The 14,509-nt window shown below is 65.4% G+C and carries 18 protein-coding genes and 1 pseudogene; 8 read left to right on the top strand and 11 right to left on the bottom strand.

The window, feature by feature from the left end; all coding sequences use genetic code 11:
• Positions 1–297: 297 nt before the first annotated feature.
• The 5 genes from IRG63_RS06680 to IRG63_RS06660 all read right to left on the bottom strand — a co-directional run bounded on the left by IRG63_RS06680 (position 298) and on the right by IRG63_RS06660 (position 4,376).
• Positions 298–657 carry a hypothetical protein gene (locus tag IRG63_RS06680; protein ID WP_193509613.1) on the bottom strand — a complete coding sequence of 120 codons (360 nt, stop codon included), beginning with the start codon at positions 655–657 and terminating at the stop codon, positions 298–300.
• A 243-nt stretch (positions 658–900) separates the two neighbouring features.
• Positions 901–1,530: a hypothetical protein gene (locus tag IRG63_RS06675; protein ID WP_193509612.1), complete on the bottom strand. Its 630-nt coding sequence runs from the start codon at positions 1,528–1,530 to the stop codon at positions 901–903.
• An 86-nt stretch (positions 1,531–1,616) separates the two neighbouring features.
• Positions 1,617–2,720 carry an FtsX-like permease family protein gene (locus IRG63_RS06670; protein ID WP_227411904.1) on the bottom strand — a complete coding sequence of 368 codons (1,104 nt, stop codon included), beginning with the start codon at positions 2,718–2,720 and terminating at the stop codon, positions 1,617–1,619.
• The gene (locus IRG63_RS06665; protein ID WP_168627204.1) at positions 2,717–3,355 is read right to left on the bottom strand and encodes an ABC transporter ATP-binding protein; all 639 of its coding nucleotides are present in this window, start codon (positions 3,353–3,355) and stop codon (positions 2,717–2,719) included. The genes IRG63_RS06670 and IRG63_RS06665 overlap by 4 nt, the downstream gene beginning before the upstream one ends.
• A gap of 1 nt (position 3,356) precedes the next feature.
• Positions 3,357–4,376: a peptidoglycan-binding protein gene (locus IRG63_RS06660; RefSeq protein WP_370566194.1), complete on the bottom strand. Its 1,020-nt coding sequence runs from the start codon at positions 4,374–4,376 to the stop codon at positions 3,357–3,359.
• A gap of 120 nt (positions 4,377–4,496) precedes the next feature.
• Between IRG63_RS06660 and IRG63_RS06655 the strand changes: the two genes are divergently transcribed.
• The 3 genes from IRG63_RS06655 to IRG63_RS06645 all read left to right on the top strand — a co-directional run bounded on the left by IRG63_RS06655 (position 4,497) and on the right by IRG63_RS06645 (position 6,438).
• Positions 4,497–4,883 carry a hypothetical protein gene (locus IRG63_RS06655; protein ID WP_193509611.1) on the top strand — a complete coding sequence of 129 codons (387 nt, stop codon included), beginning with the start codon at positions 4,497–4,499 and terminating at the stop codon, positions 4,881–4,883.
• 80 nt (positions 4,884–4,963) lie between these two features.
• On the top strand, positions 4,964–5,644 hold the full coding sequence (locus IRG63_RS06650) for a hypothetical protein (RefSeq protein ID WP_193509610.1): 681 nt from the start codon (positions 4,964–4,966) through the stop codon (positions 5,642–5,644).
• 116 nt (positions 5,645–5,760) lie between these two features.
• Complete coding sequence (locus IRG63_RS06645; RefSeq protein WP_193509609.1) at positions 5,761–6,438, top strand: LysM domain-containing protein; 678 nt, start codon at positions 5,761–5,763, stop codon at positions 6,436–6,438.
• Positions 6,439–6,540: 102 nt separating this feature from the next.
• On the opposite strand, the gene IRG63_RS06640 is transcribed toward IRG63_RS06645, so the two are convergent.
• On the bottom strand, positions 6,541–7,782 hold the full coding sequence (locus IRG63_RS06640; RefSeq protein WP_193509608.1) for a hypothetical protein: 1,242 nt from the start codon (positions 7,780–7,782) through the stop codon (positions 6,541–6,543).
• A 249-nt stretch (positions 7,783–8,031) separates the two neighbouring features.
• Here IRG63_RS06640 and IRG63_RS06635 point away from each other — a divergent pair, with 249 nt between their 5' ends.
• On the top strand, positions 8,032–8,967 hold the full coding sequence (locus tag IRG63_RS06635) for a carbon-nitrogen hydrolase family protein (protein ID WP_168627211.1): 936 nt from the start codon (positions 8,032–8,034) through the stop codon (positions 8,965–8,967).
• Here the strand turns inward: IRG63_RS06635 and IRG63_RS06630 are convergent.
• A complete protein-coding gene (locus IRG63_RS06630) occupies positions 8,959–9,723 on the bottom strand; it encodes an alpha/beta fold hydrolase (protein ID WP_168627212.1) in 765 nt (254 codons plus the stop codon). The two genes, IRG63_RS06635 and IRG63_RS06630, sit on opposite strands and share 9 nt — an antisense overlap.
• A 257-nt stretch (positions 9,724–9,980) precedes the next feature.
• On the opposite strand from IRG63_RS06630, the gene IRG63_RS06625 reads away from it, so the two are divergent.
• From IRG63_RS06625 to IRG63_RS06615, 3 genes and pseudogenes are all read left to right on the top strand, one after another.
• Positions 9,981–10,427 (top strand): SRPBCC family protein, encoded by a 447-nt coding sequence (locus IRG63_RS06625; RefSeq protein WP_193509607.1) that lies wholly within the window; start codon positions 9,981–9,983, stop codon positions 10,425–10,427.
• Between the two features lie 275 nt (positions 10,428–10,702).
• Positions 10,703–11,125, top strand: a complete 423-nt coding sequence (locus IRG63_RS06620) for a DUF1801 domain-containing protein (protein ID WP_168627214.1) — start codon at positions 10,703–10,705, stop codon at positions 11,123–11,125.
• A gap of 282 nt (positions 11,126–11,407) precedes the next feature.
• Positions 11,408–11,965, top strand: a pseudogene (locus IRG63_RS06615) (alcohol dehydrogenase catalytic domain-containing protein); the annotation flags it as partial.
• A gap of 704 nt (positions 11,966–12,669) precedes the next feature.
• Here the strand turns inward: IRG63_RS06615 and IRG63_RS06610 are convergent.
• Positions 12,670–13,128 carry a DUF6479 family protein gene (locus tag IRG63_RS06610; RefSeq protein ID WP_193509605.1) on the bottom strand — a complete coding sequence of 153 codons (459 nt, stop codon included), beginning with the start codon at positions 13,126–13,128 and terminating at the stop codon, positions 12,670–12,672.
• A gap of 127 nt (positions 13,129–13,255) precedes the next feature.
• Here IRG63_RS06610 and IRG63_RS06605 point away from each other — a divergent pair, with 127 nt between their 5' ends.
• Entirely contained in the window at positions 13,256–13,651 is a 396-nt protein-coding gene (locus IRG63_RS06605) for a VOC family protein (RefSeq protein WP_349236182.1), read from the top strand.
• A gap of 2 nt (positions 13,652–13,653) precedes the next feature.
• Here the strand turns inward: IRG63_RS06605 and IRG63_RS06600 are convergent, their stop codons facing one another.
• The 3 genes from IRG63_RS06600 to IRG63_RS06590 are packed head-to-tail and all read right to left on the bottom strand — an operon-like array spanning position 13,654 to position 14,461.
• Positions 13,654–13,959 carry a GNAT family N-acetyltransferase gene (locus tag IRG63_RS06600; protein WP_193509604.1) on the bottom strand — a complete coding sequence of 102 codons (306 nt, stop codon included), beginning with the start codon at positions 13,957–13,959 and terminating at the stop codon, positions 13,654–13,656.
• 2 nt (positions 13,960–13,961) lie between these two features.
• Entirely contained in the window at positions 13,962–14,111 is a 150-nt protein-coding gene (locus tag IRG63_RS06595; RefSeq protein ID WP_168627222.1) for a hypothetical protein, read from the bottom strand.
• The gene (locus IRG63_RS06590; protein ID WP_168627223.1) at positions 14,108–14,461 is read right to left on the bottom strand and encodes a hypothetical protein; all 354 of its coding nucleotides are present in this window, start codon (positions 14,459–14,461) and stop codon (positions 14,108–14,110) included. The genes IRG63_RS06595 and IRG63_RS06590 overlap by 4 nt, the downstream gene beginning before the upstream one ends.
• Positions 14,462–14,509: the final 48 nt, after the last annotated feature.

Genomic DNA, 14,509 nt, shown 5'->3' with positions numbered 1-14,509 from the left:
GTGTGGAATTCGGGAGGTTATTACGTGGAAATGCTTCCTGGAACCGTTGGAAACTGCCCAGTGCCCATGGGGAGAAATGGATTGTCCGAACCTCCCACAAGACTGAATTACTCCGGAAACCCCGTTATTCAACGGTGGTTTCGCACGCGGCGGCCAGTTCCGCTGCACTTCCGGACATCCGCGCCCCGCGCAACTGGCGCGGCTGTCCGCACCGCGCGTGTCGTCGCCGTCGGCTCGCCGCCAAGTGCCCTTGCAGCGACGTCGATGGAATGACTGGACTGAGAGTGCTGGTTTCGCTCAGCCGCTGACTCCTGCAGACCATTGGGGCTGAGGGCAGGATTCGTTCAGTTGACGGTAGGTGTCTTCGTCCATGTTCCTGAGATCTACGTAGCTCCACGCAGCCCAGAGCATGGTGTTGTACGTCTCAACGTATGTTTGAAGTGTCGGTGCCGGCGGGATCTCGTGGCCATGGTCGAGCAAGCATTCTCGTGTCCGCACCTCTGCGTCGTGGAGGCGTTCTTTCTCATCGTCGTCCAGAACCTGCATGGCATCAATCTCGGCCATGCACTCATCAGCATCTTCCTCGTATAGCGGCTTCTGCTCGATGGGAATCGTGCGGCTGTCCGCGAGAACTCCACCATCCCAATCAATGGTCACGTCCCAGCCGTGGTCTCTGAGGCAGAGGTACAGCAGGTCACCTAACGGTGACTTGCTCAGCGGGTCCGGTGGCGAGGGAGCACTCGAGCTAGCCGGCGACGTCACGGACGGTTCGCTGCACCCAGACGGGGAGCCTGTCCCCAGAAGTAAAACAGTAATCGGGCCGATCGATCGGATCATCTCTCCTCCGGACTCGGCGAGGCAATCTGGCATTCACTCATAGGCGGTGCCCACTCTGTGAGGTCACCCGATGAAGTTGTCCGGAACTTGCGGACAGACCCGGTTGATGCGCGCCAGTTCGTCCGGGCCGACAGCGGCGTCCGCAACACCGGCATAGATGAACCAACCGCCATCTGTGCGATATGTCTCCTGGAAGCGCTGCAGGCTTGGGGCTGGCGGCACCTCATAACCCTCGCCTTCAAGGCAGGGCTTGAGTGAGTTCAGGTAGTAGTCGTACAGCTGCGTGATCTTTGCATCGGTCATTGGCGCGTTGTACTTCGGATGCACCGGATACATCGCCTCGCACGTGTAGAAGGCGAGGAAGTACGGTTCGCTTTCTGGCCCCCCGTAGACCGTCCACGAGCCCAGCTCGTCCGGAACGACGTGGTGCCCCATTTCGGCTAGGCAGTCGGGAATGATCGTTGTCCAGTCGGCTTGGTCGATCAGGCGAACTCGGTCCACCTCGGGGCGTATCGCGTCGGGATGGATGCTGACAACGTTGCGCCACGCGTAATCGAGGTACTTGCTGACGAACTGCTCCTCGACCGGCGTGAGGTCCTGGTTCAGCGATTCGGTTGGCTCAGGTGAAGGCTCGGTTGCGTCGGCACAACCGGACAGCGCAAGAGCACAAACCACGCCGACAGCGGTGGACACTGCTGCACCCCATGAGCCACGTCCGGACATCCGCGCCCTGCGCAACCGGCGCGAATGTCCGGAGCGCGAGCGAGAGACCGGAAGAGTCATGGGACGCGCAGCTCCTTCAGTGGGTCGCGGCGGGCTGCCGCGAGTGCGGGCACAAGGGCGGCGACCAGCCCGGTGACGATGGCCAGGATTGCGACGGCTGCGAAGAATGCGATGCCGGGGAGTGGGTCGCCGGATGCCGCCAGCCCGATCGCCGCGGCCGCGCATCCAACGACCGCCCCGACCAGGGCGAGTGCGCCGATCTGTGTCAGCAGCAGTGCAACGATGAGGCTTTGGGAGGCGCCGAGGGCGCGGCGGCGGCCGAAGTCCTTGCGGCGCAGCATCACCAGCCCGTACAGGATGGCGGCGACCAGCACCGCGGTGAGCGCGAAGATCACGATCACGAGTCCGCGGCCGAAGCTGCCGAGTTGGCCCTCGACGATGGCGCGCAGTTGGGCGAGGCTCTCGCTGGTGGACAGGGTGACCTTGGTGATGTCGTCGACCGCGAGCACGGATTGAACTGCTGCCGACACCGGGGCGACCAGGTCCGGGCGTTCTGCGATCACCACCAGCACGCTGACCGGCTGCTCGGCGATGTCCGGGCCGCGCTGTTGCGGCACGATCACCAGCGGTTGGAGGAAGCTGAGGTAGTCGGGCACGGCGAACTCGGCGATCACCGCGAACTGGTCGCCGTCGACGGTGGCGATGCCGCCGGCGGCATCCGGCATCCCGAGCTGGGTGAGCGCTGCGGTGGAGGCGAACGCCGACCGGTCGGCCACCGGCGATGCGGCGAGCCCGAGGTCGCTGAGGTTGTCGCCCCAGGCCAGGCGCACCGGCACCCGGGTGCCGTCGGCGAAGGCGGTGTTCTGGGTGTCCCGGGCGGGTCCGAAGGCGCCGGCCCACTCGATGCCGTCGAGGTTCGCCAGCCGGTCGAGCACGCCGGTGTTGAGCCCGGCGTCGGCTTCGGCGCGCACCACGATGGAGCGGGTGCCGGCGGAGTCGATGGTGCCGATGACCGCCTGTTCGGCGCCGACCGTGCGACCGGTGGTGAGCAGCACGGTGGCGCACATCCCGGCGACCATCACGATGGTGACCACGGATGCCACCGGCTGGCTGAGCGCGGACGCCAGCGCCTCGCGCACCACCGCCCACCACCGGGTCATAGCTGGATCACCCGGTCGCAGCGGGCCACCAGGGCGGGGTCGTGGGTGGCGACGATCACTGTCGATCCGGAGACGGCGTGGGAGCGCATCGCGTCCACCACCACGGTGGCTGAGTCCTGGTCGAGGTTGCCGGTGGGTTCGTCGGCGAGCAGGATCCGGGGCCGGTTCAGCAGTGCCCGGCAGAGCGCGATGCGCTGCGCTTGCCCGCCGGAGACCTGCCCGGGCTTGTGGGTGGCGCGCAGGTCGACCCCGAACTGGGCCATCAGCTCCAGCGCCCGCGCCTTCGCCTCCTCCCGCGGCTGACCGCGGTAGAGGGCGGTCTCGATCACGTTGTCGAGCACGGTGCGGGTGGCATCCAGCGCGGCGTCCTGGAACACGAATCCGAACAGGCCGGCCCGCATCCGGGCGCGTGCCGCGTCGCGCTGGGAGGCGGCGTCCGCCCCGTCCACCAGCACCTGCCCGGCGCGAGGCGCGAGCATCAGCCCGAGCAGGTAGAGCAGGGTCGACTTGCCGCGACCGGACGGGCCGGTGATCGCCACCACCTCGCCGGCCTCGAAGCGGGCGTCCCAGCCGTCGAGGATCGGCACGCCGCGGCCGTAGCCGAAGCTGATCCCGCGCGCCTCGAGCAGTGCCATCTCAGCCCTCGGACGCCGGCACGCGCACTCGGACACCCGCCGCCACGCCCTCGATCACCGACATCCCGCGGGCGCTGGTCACCACCGTCACCGGATGCGACTGGCCCGCCTCATCGACAACTGACACCGCACCACCGGCCGATGACAGCAGCGCGGCGCTCGGCACCACCAGCCCCTGCACCGTCTCCACTGTCACGATCCTCGATCGCAGCAGCGTCTGCCCGGTCACCGGGAGACTCGCGCAGTCGTCGCCGCAAATCGACGCACCGTCGACGTCCGCGAGCTTGACCACGGTGCCGGATGCCGGGTCGGTCACCCGATCCACGACGAAGGCCTCCCAGGTGCCGGCATCGGTGACGATCTCAACCCGGGTGCCGTTCGGCATCATCGCCGACTGGTTGTCGCTCACCGGAACCGTGAACGCCGGCTCCACCGACAACCCGCGCACGACCGCCTCTCCCCCGGCCAGGCTCGCCCCACGGTGGATCACCTCGGTGTCGAGCGCCACCCGGGTCGGCAGGCTCGGCACGAACACGATGTCACCGGGCTGCACAACCCCGTCCCTCGGGATGCCCAGGCTCTTCTGCCACGCCCGCACCGCAGCATCCGTCGCCGCACCGAACTTGCCATCCGGAGTCCCCTTGAAGAACCCGAGCGCCGCCAGCAGACCCTGCATCTGCTGGGTGTCGGCACCATCGGTGCCGCGCGCCAGCGGCCGGAACCCCGGCACCGCCCCCTGCCCGATCACCACCGGACGCAGATTCACCGTGTACAAGACCGACCCGTGGGTCACCTCGTCACCGGCGGTGACCTCCACCGTCGTGACCGTGCCGGATGCCTGGTTCGTGCCAATCGGGACCGGCGTCCACTCCGCCACCGTGTTCAGGTTGATGCTCGACCCCACCTCGCCGGGCACCACCTCGACATGGGTGAACGACGTGGACTCGAGGACATCCTTCGCCGGGGTGAGCACGGTCGCTCCCGCCCAGCCGATCCCGGCCCCCGCGACCAGGGCAGCCACCGTCACGCCTACCCACCGGACCCAGCGACCGGAGCGCCGGCCGGTAATGGAGTCACCCTCACGCATGGTTCATACTGACACAGCCCGAGGCCGAGGCGCTGGAACGGTCGGTCAACGTGCATGGTCGGTGAGGGTTTCCAGGTTACGGCGCGGCCCGATGGGGGTATCCACGCCGAGCTCATCCCACCTGAGCAGGGTGAGGCTCAGGCGATCGCCTTCTATGTCTGCTCGGTGCGTTACCCGATCGACCCGATCTACTTGGTTCCCTTGGCCGAGGACCAGATGTATTACCTCTACGACTATTACGTGCTCGAGCTTGTCCCCTGTCTTGAGGCCGAGGGCCATGCGATCAGCGAACCTCCGTCGTGGCAGGTGTTTCGTGACGGATATCTGACTGACCCGTGGTCCCCATTCTCCGATCTACCGCCCAGTGACGAGGACGACTGGATCGCGATCAATGAGAAGTGCCCGCAACAGCCTGCGAACCTCTTTGGGCCCGGCACCTAGCGGCCGGCGGCCTCGCACAATCCTGGCTGCTACGACCCACACATCTGTCCAATCGTTCGCCAGGACAGTAGGGTGAGCGGATGTCAGCACTTTCCATGCGTAAGACTGCTTCGACAGCGAAGCGGGAGCGCCGTACGTTCGATCGGGTTGCGCTGCTTCTTGCCACGACTTGTGCCGGACTTTTCCTGCTGACCGCCTGCACCGTTTACGACACGCATGCATCTCCGCCATCGCCACCTGCAACCCCGTCGTCTGACCAACCGTTCAACGCGATGGATCTGGCCGCCGACATTGCATGGGAGAAAGTCTTGGTCAGATTCCCTGACGCGACCCGACCGGATGTCCATTACATCCGCACACCTGAACACGACGCATACATGGCAACCATCGTCGATTGCCTGTCGGACGAGGGTGTCGAGGCAGCCCTCGCTGAGAACGGCGGTGGCTACGAGTTTCTTAATGGGTACACCGAGCAGGTGGCTGTCGCCGAGTACATCTGCAATGTGATGTACCCGATCGACCCATCGCTCTACCCGATCGCAACGAAAGATCAGATCGGGCAGATACACGACTACTTCGTGACCGAGCTCACCCCATGCCTGGAGCAGGAGGGGCATGAGATCGACGCGCCACCGAGCCGACAATACTTCGTCGACAACTGGCCCCATGCCGGATGGAACCCCTACTTCAGCGTTGACACTTCGGACCCAGACCGGACGACCATCCTCGAAGAGAAGTGCCCTCCGGTTTGGCCAGGGTAGAGTCCCGGCGGCGCATGACACGAAGCCGCGCAGTATTGGGAATGTCCCTTGTCGCGGTGCTGCTGGTCTCCTGCAGCGCCCTCGGGGATGCACCAGCTCGGGCAACGGAATCCCCGGTGGCGACCGCCCTGCCGACCGCCCTGCCGACCGCCAAGCCGCAGCGCATTCCCCAGGGTCTGGTCGCGTCGGGCACATTTCACTCGACTGATGGGACCACGACGGGCGCCGTCGACGTGGTCGTGACCGGGCACCTTGCCGAACTCGTGCTCCGCGACCTCGTGTCGACCCATGAGCGGCTCGGCGTGCGTGCACCGCTCCGCGACTCAGAAGGGGACCCCTGCGTGGACAGTCACGCGTTTGCGTTCACCGACATCGTCGCGGGCACCCCGACCGACCCGCTGATCATGCCCTTGTCGTTGGGTCGCGGCGACCCGACATTCATCAGCGAGATCGTCCTGACGACAATGACCCAAGCGGATGGCAGCAGCCACTGCATCAACCTAGTCGTGGCCCGCGCCCCGCTCGTGTGGACCTTCGGCCCCCTGCGTCCTTACCTCGACACTCTCGTCGACGACGGGATCCGGGGTGGCGCGAGCGGCGAAGTGGTCTTCGATGCAACTGGCCGCCCGGTGACCTACACCGTTGCCCCGAACGACCTGCTCCCGGAGGTGGCCGGCCGGTTTGGTATCACTGTCGACGATGTGTTTTACCTCAATCCCGCCCGTGGTCCGTCGCCTCAGGATCCGATGCTGTATGTGGACGAGGTCCTCAACCTGAACCTCCGCGAACGGTGAGTCGCCTGCGACGCAATCGCTCCGACGCAAGACAAAGCCCGGCCGGAGGCGTTCGCCTCGGGCCGGGCTAGTTATCGGTTCGGTTCGCGGGATCCGCGTCCGTCATTTCTCCGGCAGGTACCATCCCGAGCCGGTGCCGGTCGCGTAGCCATCCGCCGTGACCGACACGGTGGCAGTGTGCGGGCGGCCGAAGTCGTAGACGACGTTGTTGAAGGTGCTGTTATCCCCGACGTTGAACGAGATGACGATCGGGTCGTAGGCTGCTCCGCGGGTCAGCGGTGCGGTCGAGCGGAAGGTCCAGGTCGTCACCATGGATGGGTCCGAGACGGTGGGATCTCCAACGAGTTCCCACGCGCTGTTCCCGAGAGAACCGTACTGTCCAACCGGAATCCAAGAGAAGAATCGGTCCTGAGGCGTCATCGTCATGGTGACGGTAGCAACCGCGGCGTCGCCAGCACCAGCACCGGACAGGGAGACCGGCACCGTGACCGTCAACACTTCATTGCCGGCCGCCTGAGTGATCGGCACGGTCCTCCTCGCCTCGTAGCTCGTCGGATGAGCGAAGGGGCCCACCCACTTGTGCCAGCTCGGGTCGGGAGGCGTCAGGCCACGAGCAAGAGTGCCGAACAGAGACGCCTCGAACGTCACGGTCCCGACGTTGGCAGCGGTCAGGTGCTGCAACGCGTTCGAGAGAGAGACGCACTGGCCCTGGTTGCTGAACAGCGTGCCGAAGCTCTCCCATCCACCGGCCATGCAGTCCGCCTTGGTCAGCGATACGGTCTCCAGCCGGAAGAAGGCATCCGAGCCGCTGTCGATGCCGTTCCAGATGGCCTTGTTCACAAACTCCAAGGAGTGCGATCCAGGACCAACATAGAAGGTGCCCTGGCTGAACGTCGGGTCGGTCATCGAGATGTCGGCACGGGCAATGGCCGACAAGTAGAAACGGGTCGGACACGTGCGGAGCTCTGCAGGGATCTCGGCAGTGGTACCGATGAGCACGCCGTTGTCGAAGACGGAGAACTCATCGCCGTGGCAGAACGAGTCGGTGACCGTCACCTTCGTCAGCTTGGTGGTCTCGAAGACGTACGGCCCGTCGACTGTGCCGCCGCCCACGCCGCCCTGGGTCGTGAACTGCTGCCATCCCGTGTCGACGATGGTGTTCGTGGTCGCGCTTGCCGTCGTTGGCGAGGCAACCACCATGAGGGCGAGTGAGGCGAGCACCGCTAACAGTCGTGTCCGCACGGCTCGCATGGGCGTCCCGGCCAGCTGAGCCGCGGCGCGCGTCTCCCGGTGTCGGTTCTTGTCTGGAGGGTCTTCCGGTTGGACGGTGGCTAACGTGAACATGGTTTCTCTTTTCTACGGGTTAGAAGGCGACAGGCCTGGATTGGCCAGGGCTTCTAATAACAGCGAACTTTAACGTTAGAAGCTACCATGTCTTTTGCTCGCTTTGAAGCCCCCAGTTGCACGGCTTCTTGGGCTGGACAGGAGAAGCTTCGAAGGTGCGGATGCGGTTGCGCGGCTGGCGGCGCGGACCCCGCCTCAATACTCAGTACGCTGACCAGAAGCAGCAGACACCAGCGGAAGGACGCATCAATGACGAGAGTTGCCGTAGCCCAGATCGGGTCGCGAGTGTTCGACACCCCGGCGACCATGCAGCGGTTGCGGGACATCGTCGCGGAGGCATCCGAGAAGCAGGTCGAGTTCCTGGTGTTTCCGGAGGCCTTCATCGGCGGCTATCCGAAGGGGTTGAATTTCGGAGCCGTCGTCGGCTCGCGCACACCGGAAGGACGTGATGACTTCCTGCGCTACTCCGAATCGGCGATCAGCGTGCCCGGCCCGGAGACTGAAGAGATCGGTGAACTGGCAGCATCCGCGGGCATGACCATTGTCGTCGGCGTCATCGAGCGCGATGGCGGAACCCTGTACTGCACGGCCGTCTACATCGGTGCCGACGGTTCGCTGGTCGGGAAACACCGCAAACTGATGCCAACCGCGAGCGAGCGCCTGATCTGGGGGCAGGGTGACGGTTCCACCCTGGAGGTCTTCGACTCCCCCGCCGGCCGGTACGCCGCCACCATCTGCTGGGAGAACTACATGCCCCAGCTGCGCCTGGCGACCTACCAGCAGGGCATCCAGCTGTGGTGCGCGCCAACCGTGGACGACCGCGAGATCTGGCAGTCCAGCATGCGCCACATCGCCTACGAGGGGCGGATGTTCGTGCTCAGCGCCTGCCAGTACCTGACCCGCGCTGATTGTCCAGACGACTACGAGGCGGTGCAGGGCAACGATCCGGAGACCGAACTCATCCGCGGTGGAAGCGTGATCGTCTCGCCGCTCGGCGAGGTTCTCGCCGGCCCGATCTACGGCGAGAGCGCACTGCTGGTGGCGGACATCGATCTCGCCGACCAGGTGCGCGGCCAGTACGACCTGGATGTGACCGGCCACTACTCCCGCAGCGACATCTTCCAGCTCACGGTGAACACCGAGCCGCGGGCATCCGTTCGCCGCGTCGCGGAGATTTCAGACTGAGTCCGGAAGCTGAACCCACGTGGACGACCAGTCCTCCAGCTCCGAGATGACAGCATCGGGTCGGCTCGCCCAACCGAAGTGCGGCCGCTTGCCGGCATCCAAGACCAGATGACGGCGGGTAACCCGGGCGCTCGGCAGGAGAGCCGCGAGCCCGCCCACGGCGCGCTGCGGGGCCAATGTGTCCCCGTGCAACGAGAGAACCAGCACCGGCAACTCGAGGACCGCTAGTGACTGGCCCGCGTCGACAGGAGGTCGGCCGTACGTGAGCCGGCCGGTGCGCGCCAGGCGAGCCCAGTCGCGCATCACACCGCGCGCTTCCCTTCCCGCGAAGCTCACAAGACGCCCGGGGAAATGGCCGACAACCGCGGCGAGGGCAGCGAATAGTTGAATGGCGACGAGGTAGCGAAGTGGCCAGAGTCGCCAGTGAACCGACCCCGCGGCAACGAACGCCAGAGCATCTACGGTCGCACCTCCGCGTGCGACGCTGACACACGCCACCTGGGCACCCAGGCTGTGACCCAAGACAACCACCGGTGAACCGGGAGCGCGTTCCCGAACTTCCTCTATCGCTGCATCGAGGTCATCCGCCAGATCCGCGTATCCGAAGTCCCGCCGACGCCCGGGGATCGACGGTTGCATCCCCTCGTGCCCCCGCAGTTCGGTGACAGCGACACCGCTCCCGTTCTCGGCTAGCGCATCCGCGAACTGGCGGTAGAAACGAGCGCCGACCCCCATCGCCGGAACAACGACATACACCGGAGCCCTCGGTGTGGAAGGCGCCCGCCACTGGACCGCGAAGTGTGAGCCATCCAGGCGCCGAATTGGCACGCTCTCTATTTCGACCAACACACTTCCTCTTTCAGCTGCGGGAGTTATCCGTTCAGCACATGGTCTCATCGACATGGCGACCGCTGCGCCGCTCTCGAGAACGTCGACCACCGGGCCGCTTCCCATTCCCGATACGGTTGGCACAGTCTTGTCCCGCCACAACGGTGGAATCGCAGAGGAGAACCATGAAGATCCAGGACAGCATCAGCATCAATGCCGACCGCTCGAGGGTGTTCGGGGTGTTCTGCGACCTCGAGAATGCGGCGGCCAACATCGGCGCGATTACCAAGGTCGAGGTGCTCTCCGGGGCATCGCAACTCAACGTTGGCACCAAGTGGCGGGAGACCCGCACCATGTTCGGCAAAGAGGCGACCGAGGAGATGTGGGTCACGGCGTACGAACAGGACGCGTCTTACGTTGCCGAAGCTGAGTCCCGTGGTGCCCACTACCGCACCGAGTACCGATTCACTCCGGAAGGCAGCGGTACCCGAGTCGACATGACGTTCGAGGGTGTCCCGCTCACGTTCGGCGCCCGCCTATCCGGCATCATCGGGACGCTGTTTGTCGGTGCGGCCAAGAAGGCGCTGCACCAGGACCTGGTCGACCTGAAGCGGGTGTGCGAAGCGGCGTGAACCGCGGCAGCTGACGACTGCCATCTTCGTTGCTGGATGCGATCCGAGGTAGCGTGGACGCAGACTTCCGGCTTTGGCCGGCGGGTACTGGTTGAGACAGTGCATGAACCCCCGGCTACTTGTGGCCGGGGGTTCTTCCGTTTCCAACAGTCGCGGGGATCGGTGGAATCCTGCTCGAAATGCAGTAGCAAGACGCGCGAGGTTGCAGTCCGCTACGCGCCTTAGATCTACCCCGCCGCAGTACGCTGGTTGTCCCGGAAGATAGCGAGGAAACCATGGCAACGAAGCAGCCAGCGATGTCACCGTCCGACCTGCCGGTCGCGGAGGTGCTGGACCGCGCCACCGGCCCACGGCGCGCCGAGGCGGACGAACTGCTCGCGATCTTCCGCGACGTCAGCGGCGAGCAACCGGTCGTGTGGGCGGGCCGCATCATCGGTTTCGGAGAGTACGAGTACCGCTACGACAGCGGCCACGGGGGTCGCGCTCCCCTGCTCGCCTTCGCATCCGGTCCCAGGGAACATACGATCTACATGCCCAACGATTTTGCGGAGCGTTGGCCCGATCTTCTAGCTCGGCTCGGCCCCCATCGTGCGAGCAAGGTGTGCCTTTACTTCACACGGTTGACGGGTGTGGATCGCGACGCGCTGCGGATGCTGCTCGAGCTAGTGCTTGATGATGCGAGGTCGCAGGCGGTCTGAGACGGGCACGTTTTGTCTAAACCCTCCCCCTGGCGGCGGGTCGACATCCACGCGCAGGCCAAGCGGGCAGGGTTCAGATCATCGAGGTAATACGGATGCCCGGGGCAGCAATCAAGGAGAAATCGACGTCTCTGCGGCAAAACCTCCTCGATTCAGTGCTGGTGGGGCAACAAGTCCTCGGTCAGGATCGCCCCAATCTCCGAACGACGGCCGATGAGCCCTACTTCCGTGCCGCGTGCGTGTCTGCGAGAGTGAGGGCAACCTGGGAACGAAGGGATCACGATGCGCGGTGTTGTCATGTACGGCCCCGGCGATGTTCGGGTCGAAGAGCGCGAAGATCCGAGCATCCGGGAACCCACCGACGCGATCATCCGCGTGACCGCCGCGTGCATCTGCGGCTCTGACCTCTGGCCGTATCGGGGCGCCGACAAACCCAGGTGGCCGATCCCGATGGGGCACGAGTACGTGGGCGTGGTCGAAGAGGTCGGAGATCAGGTCGGGACAATCAAGGTCGGCGACTTCGTCGTCGGATCGTTCTTCGCCTCCGACAACACCTGCGAGATCTGCCAAGCCGGATACCAGAGCCGCTGCGTCCACGCCGTCGGCATGGGTCGGATGGGCACCCAGGCGGAGCGGCTGCGGGTTCCTCTCGCGGACGGCACGCTCGTCGCCATTCCGACGCGGCCTACCGAAGCCCAAGAACGGGGCCTGCTCGCCGCATCCGACGTCTTGGGAACCGGGTGGTTCGGCGCGGTCGCCGCGCAGGCCGGACCCGGCAAGACCGTCGCGGTGGTCGGTCGGTTGCTGTGCCTGGCCGCGTCCCGGACGGGTTCGAAGCGGTCGCTGCACTTCGCTGCTCCCTGGAACTTACCCTCTCCCCCGCGCCTGACCGTGAGCCCGTGCCATTGGAGTTCTGGTCAGAGGGCGGTCCCCCACCTAACGTCGAGACGCCGGAGAACGCCGCTGGCGGCGAGGTCGTTTGGCGAGTCGAACGTCTCGAAGGCGACCTGACCCGGCTGCTCAATGCTCTTGCCGCTCCGGATGACGTGCCATCGGCGGGGCTCGCGTGCACGGCCGACATGGAGATTGTGCCCGCCCTCTGGCTCGAATCCCGGTCCGGCGAATTCGTGCCCGTACACTATCCACGCAACGGCTGCGGCAAGACGAAGCCGGCGGTTCGGGATGCGCTCGCTGGGTTGCAGGTCACGATCGTGGTAGCGCCGCTGACAAGTGAATAAGTCGAGTTCGGCATCGTCGTCACTGCGAAAGCGAGCGGGATTCGAGGAGCTATTACCCTCGCACTCATCGACGATCCTCGAAACCGCGTCGGCGGACACCTCTCTCCTCGAATCCGGTCGGTCGCCGCGCGTCTTCGTCGGCGGCGGGCACGGTAGGTGGGGCATCACGCTCGGCCGCTCGACCGGCGAGGAGTCAGCGCTTGCGTGGTTTGCGAATCAGCGCCCAAACAGCCATCAGCAGCAGGACGCCGACGACTGCGATGATTCCACTGAGGACGAGGACGATCGGTTCGATGCCGAACATCGCTACATCCGTGGATCGTCGCGGCGCGTCGTGTCAGGGCGCACTGTGTCGTGCTGGTCCGGCACGGTGTCGTCGAGACGGTCCGTGCCCGAGGATTCCGGGACTGAATCATCCCGATGCCGTCCACCAGACTTCACATCCGGATCGATTTCGTCCGCCTTGCGTGCGGCCTCGGTCGACTCTCCTCGGACCTCTTGGGCACTCTGCTGGCGCTGTGCAGCCTCTCGGCGCAGACGCTCTGCGTCGAGTTCCGCTTGGCGGGCCTCCGCTTCCGCCCTCGATGCGGCGACCTCCCTTTCGCGGGCGATCAGGTCGGAATCAGCGGCCTGATCACGCATTTCAGTCGCTCGCTGGCGGTTGGTTTCGTCGCGCCGCTTGCGGCCCAGGTACGCAACAATGCCGATGATCACCAGAACGACAACGACCGCCACGATGATCCAGATGATGGTGCTCGTATCCACGGAATCCACCTCGATTCGCTAGAGCGACTATGTTCGTCACGATATGGGCGCAACCTGTGGCCTGCCCGTGAGAGTTCCACGCTTTGCGGGCGGTTCGTCCACAATCGCAGCACGAGAGAGGTGTGCAGTGGAACAACCGGATATGCGCCTGGCCGGCCCGGTGCTCAGCAGCCCGGAGCCGCGGAAGCTCGCCGACTTCTACCTCCGGATGCTGCCCGGATGGACGGTCGTGCACAGTTCCCCAGACTTCATCATGATCCGTCCAGAGGGCGGCGGCACCGGCATCCATTTCCACGTCGAGCAGTACTACGTGCGGCCGGTGTGGCCGTCACAGCCCGGCGAGCAGTTGCAGATGACGCACCTCGACATCGCGGTGCGGGACCTCAGCGTCGGCGTCGAGTGGGCGAAGTCGGTGGGCGCGGTTGAAGCCGACTACCAACCCAGCGACAGCCACACGGTCATGCTCGACCCTGATGGGCATCCGTTCTGCCTGTTCGAGGCGCAGTTCGCGCCGAAGCCGTAGGGCTACCGGGACTCGGTGCCCGCCGACTCCAGGTACTCGTCCCAGTCGTGGTGCTTGCGCACGTACGCGGAGATGAAGGAGCACTCCGGGACGATCCGCTTGCCGCTGCCCGCCGCGTCGTTCAACACGAACTCGGCCAGCCGGGAACCGAGGCCGCGGCCGCCGTACCGGTCATCCATCACGGTGTGCGTGAAAGTCACCCGATCGCCGCTGAGCGAGTAGGCGGCTATGCCGATGATCGTGTCGCCCTCGTGCATCTCGAACCGGTTGCGCTCCGGCACGCGCACGATGGCGAACTCGTCCTCCATGGCTAGGCGGGACCTCCGGATGCGGTGTCCTCCTCGGTCTGCGCGTTGTGGTGCTCCTGCTTCGACGGCTCGCCGGACTTCTGCGAGTCGGGTTGCTGCTCGGACTGCTGCTCGTCGTCGGCGTGCTCTTCTTCTCGGTCGTGGTGTGTCATTTCTTCTCCTCGTCGATGAGCTCCATGAGCTCGCCCAATACCTTTCGGATATCGTCGTGGTTGTGCTGGCTGGCCCGGCTCTCCGCGGAGATCACCGCACAGCGGTGGATCTTCTTGAAGTCGCCGTACGGGAACGAGAAACGCCCTTTCGTCTCCTCGCTCGCCTCGTCGTCGACGCCGAGGTGCCACTCGGAGAACTCGCCCCAGCCGTTCTTGTCGACGAAGCGATTCTCCTCGGCGGCGTCCGGTGCGTGCTCGCTCCAGTCGTCGCGTTCGTCACGGACGACGTCGCCGTCCCGGATGAGCTTGCGCGCGTGCTCGTAACCCTTTCGGTTCAGGTTCACGGTCATGGCTCTACCCAACCACCGCGCCGGCGATGGGGCTATCGGCGGGTGTCC

It is taken from the genome of Cryobacterium sp. BB736 (assembly GCF_014980265.1).
GTDB lineage: Bacteria > Actinomycetota > Actinomycetes > Actinomycetales > Microbacteriaceae > Terrimesophilobacter.
This window is presented reverse-complemented; position numbering and strand designations above follow the sequence as displayed.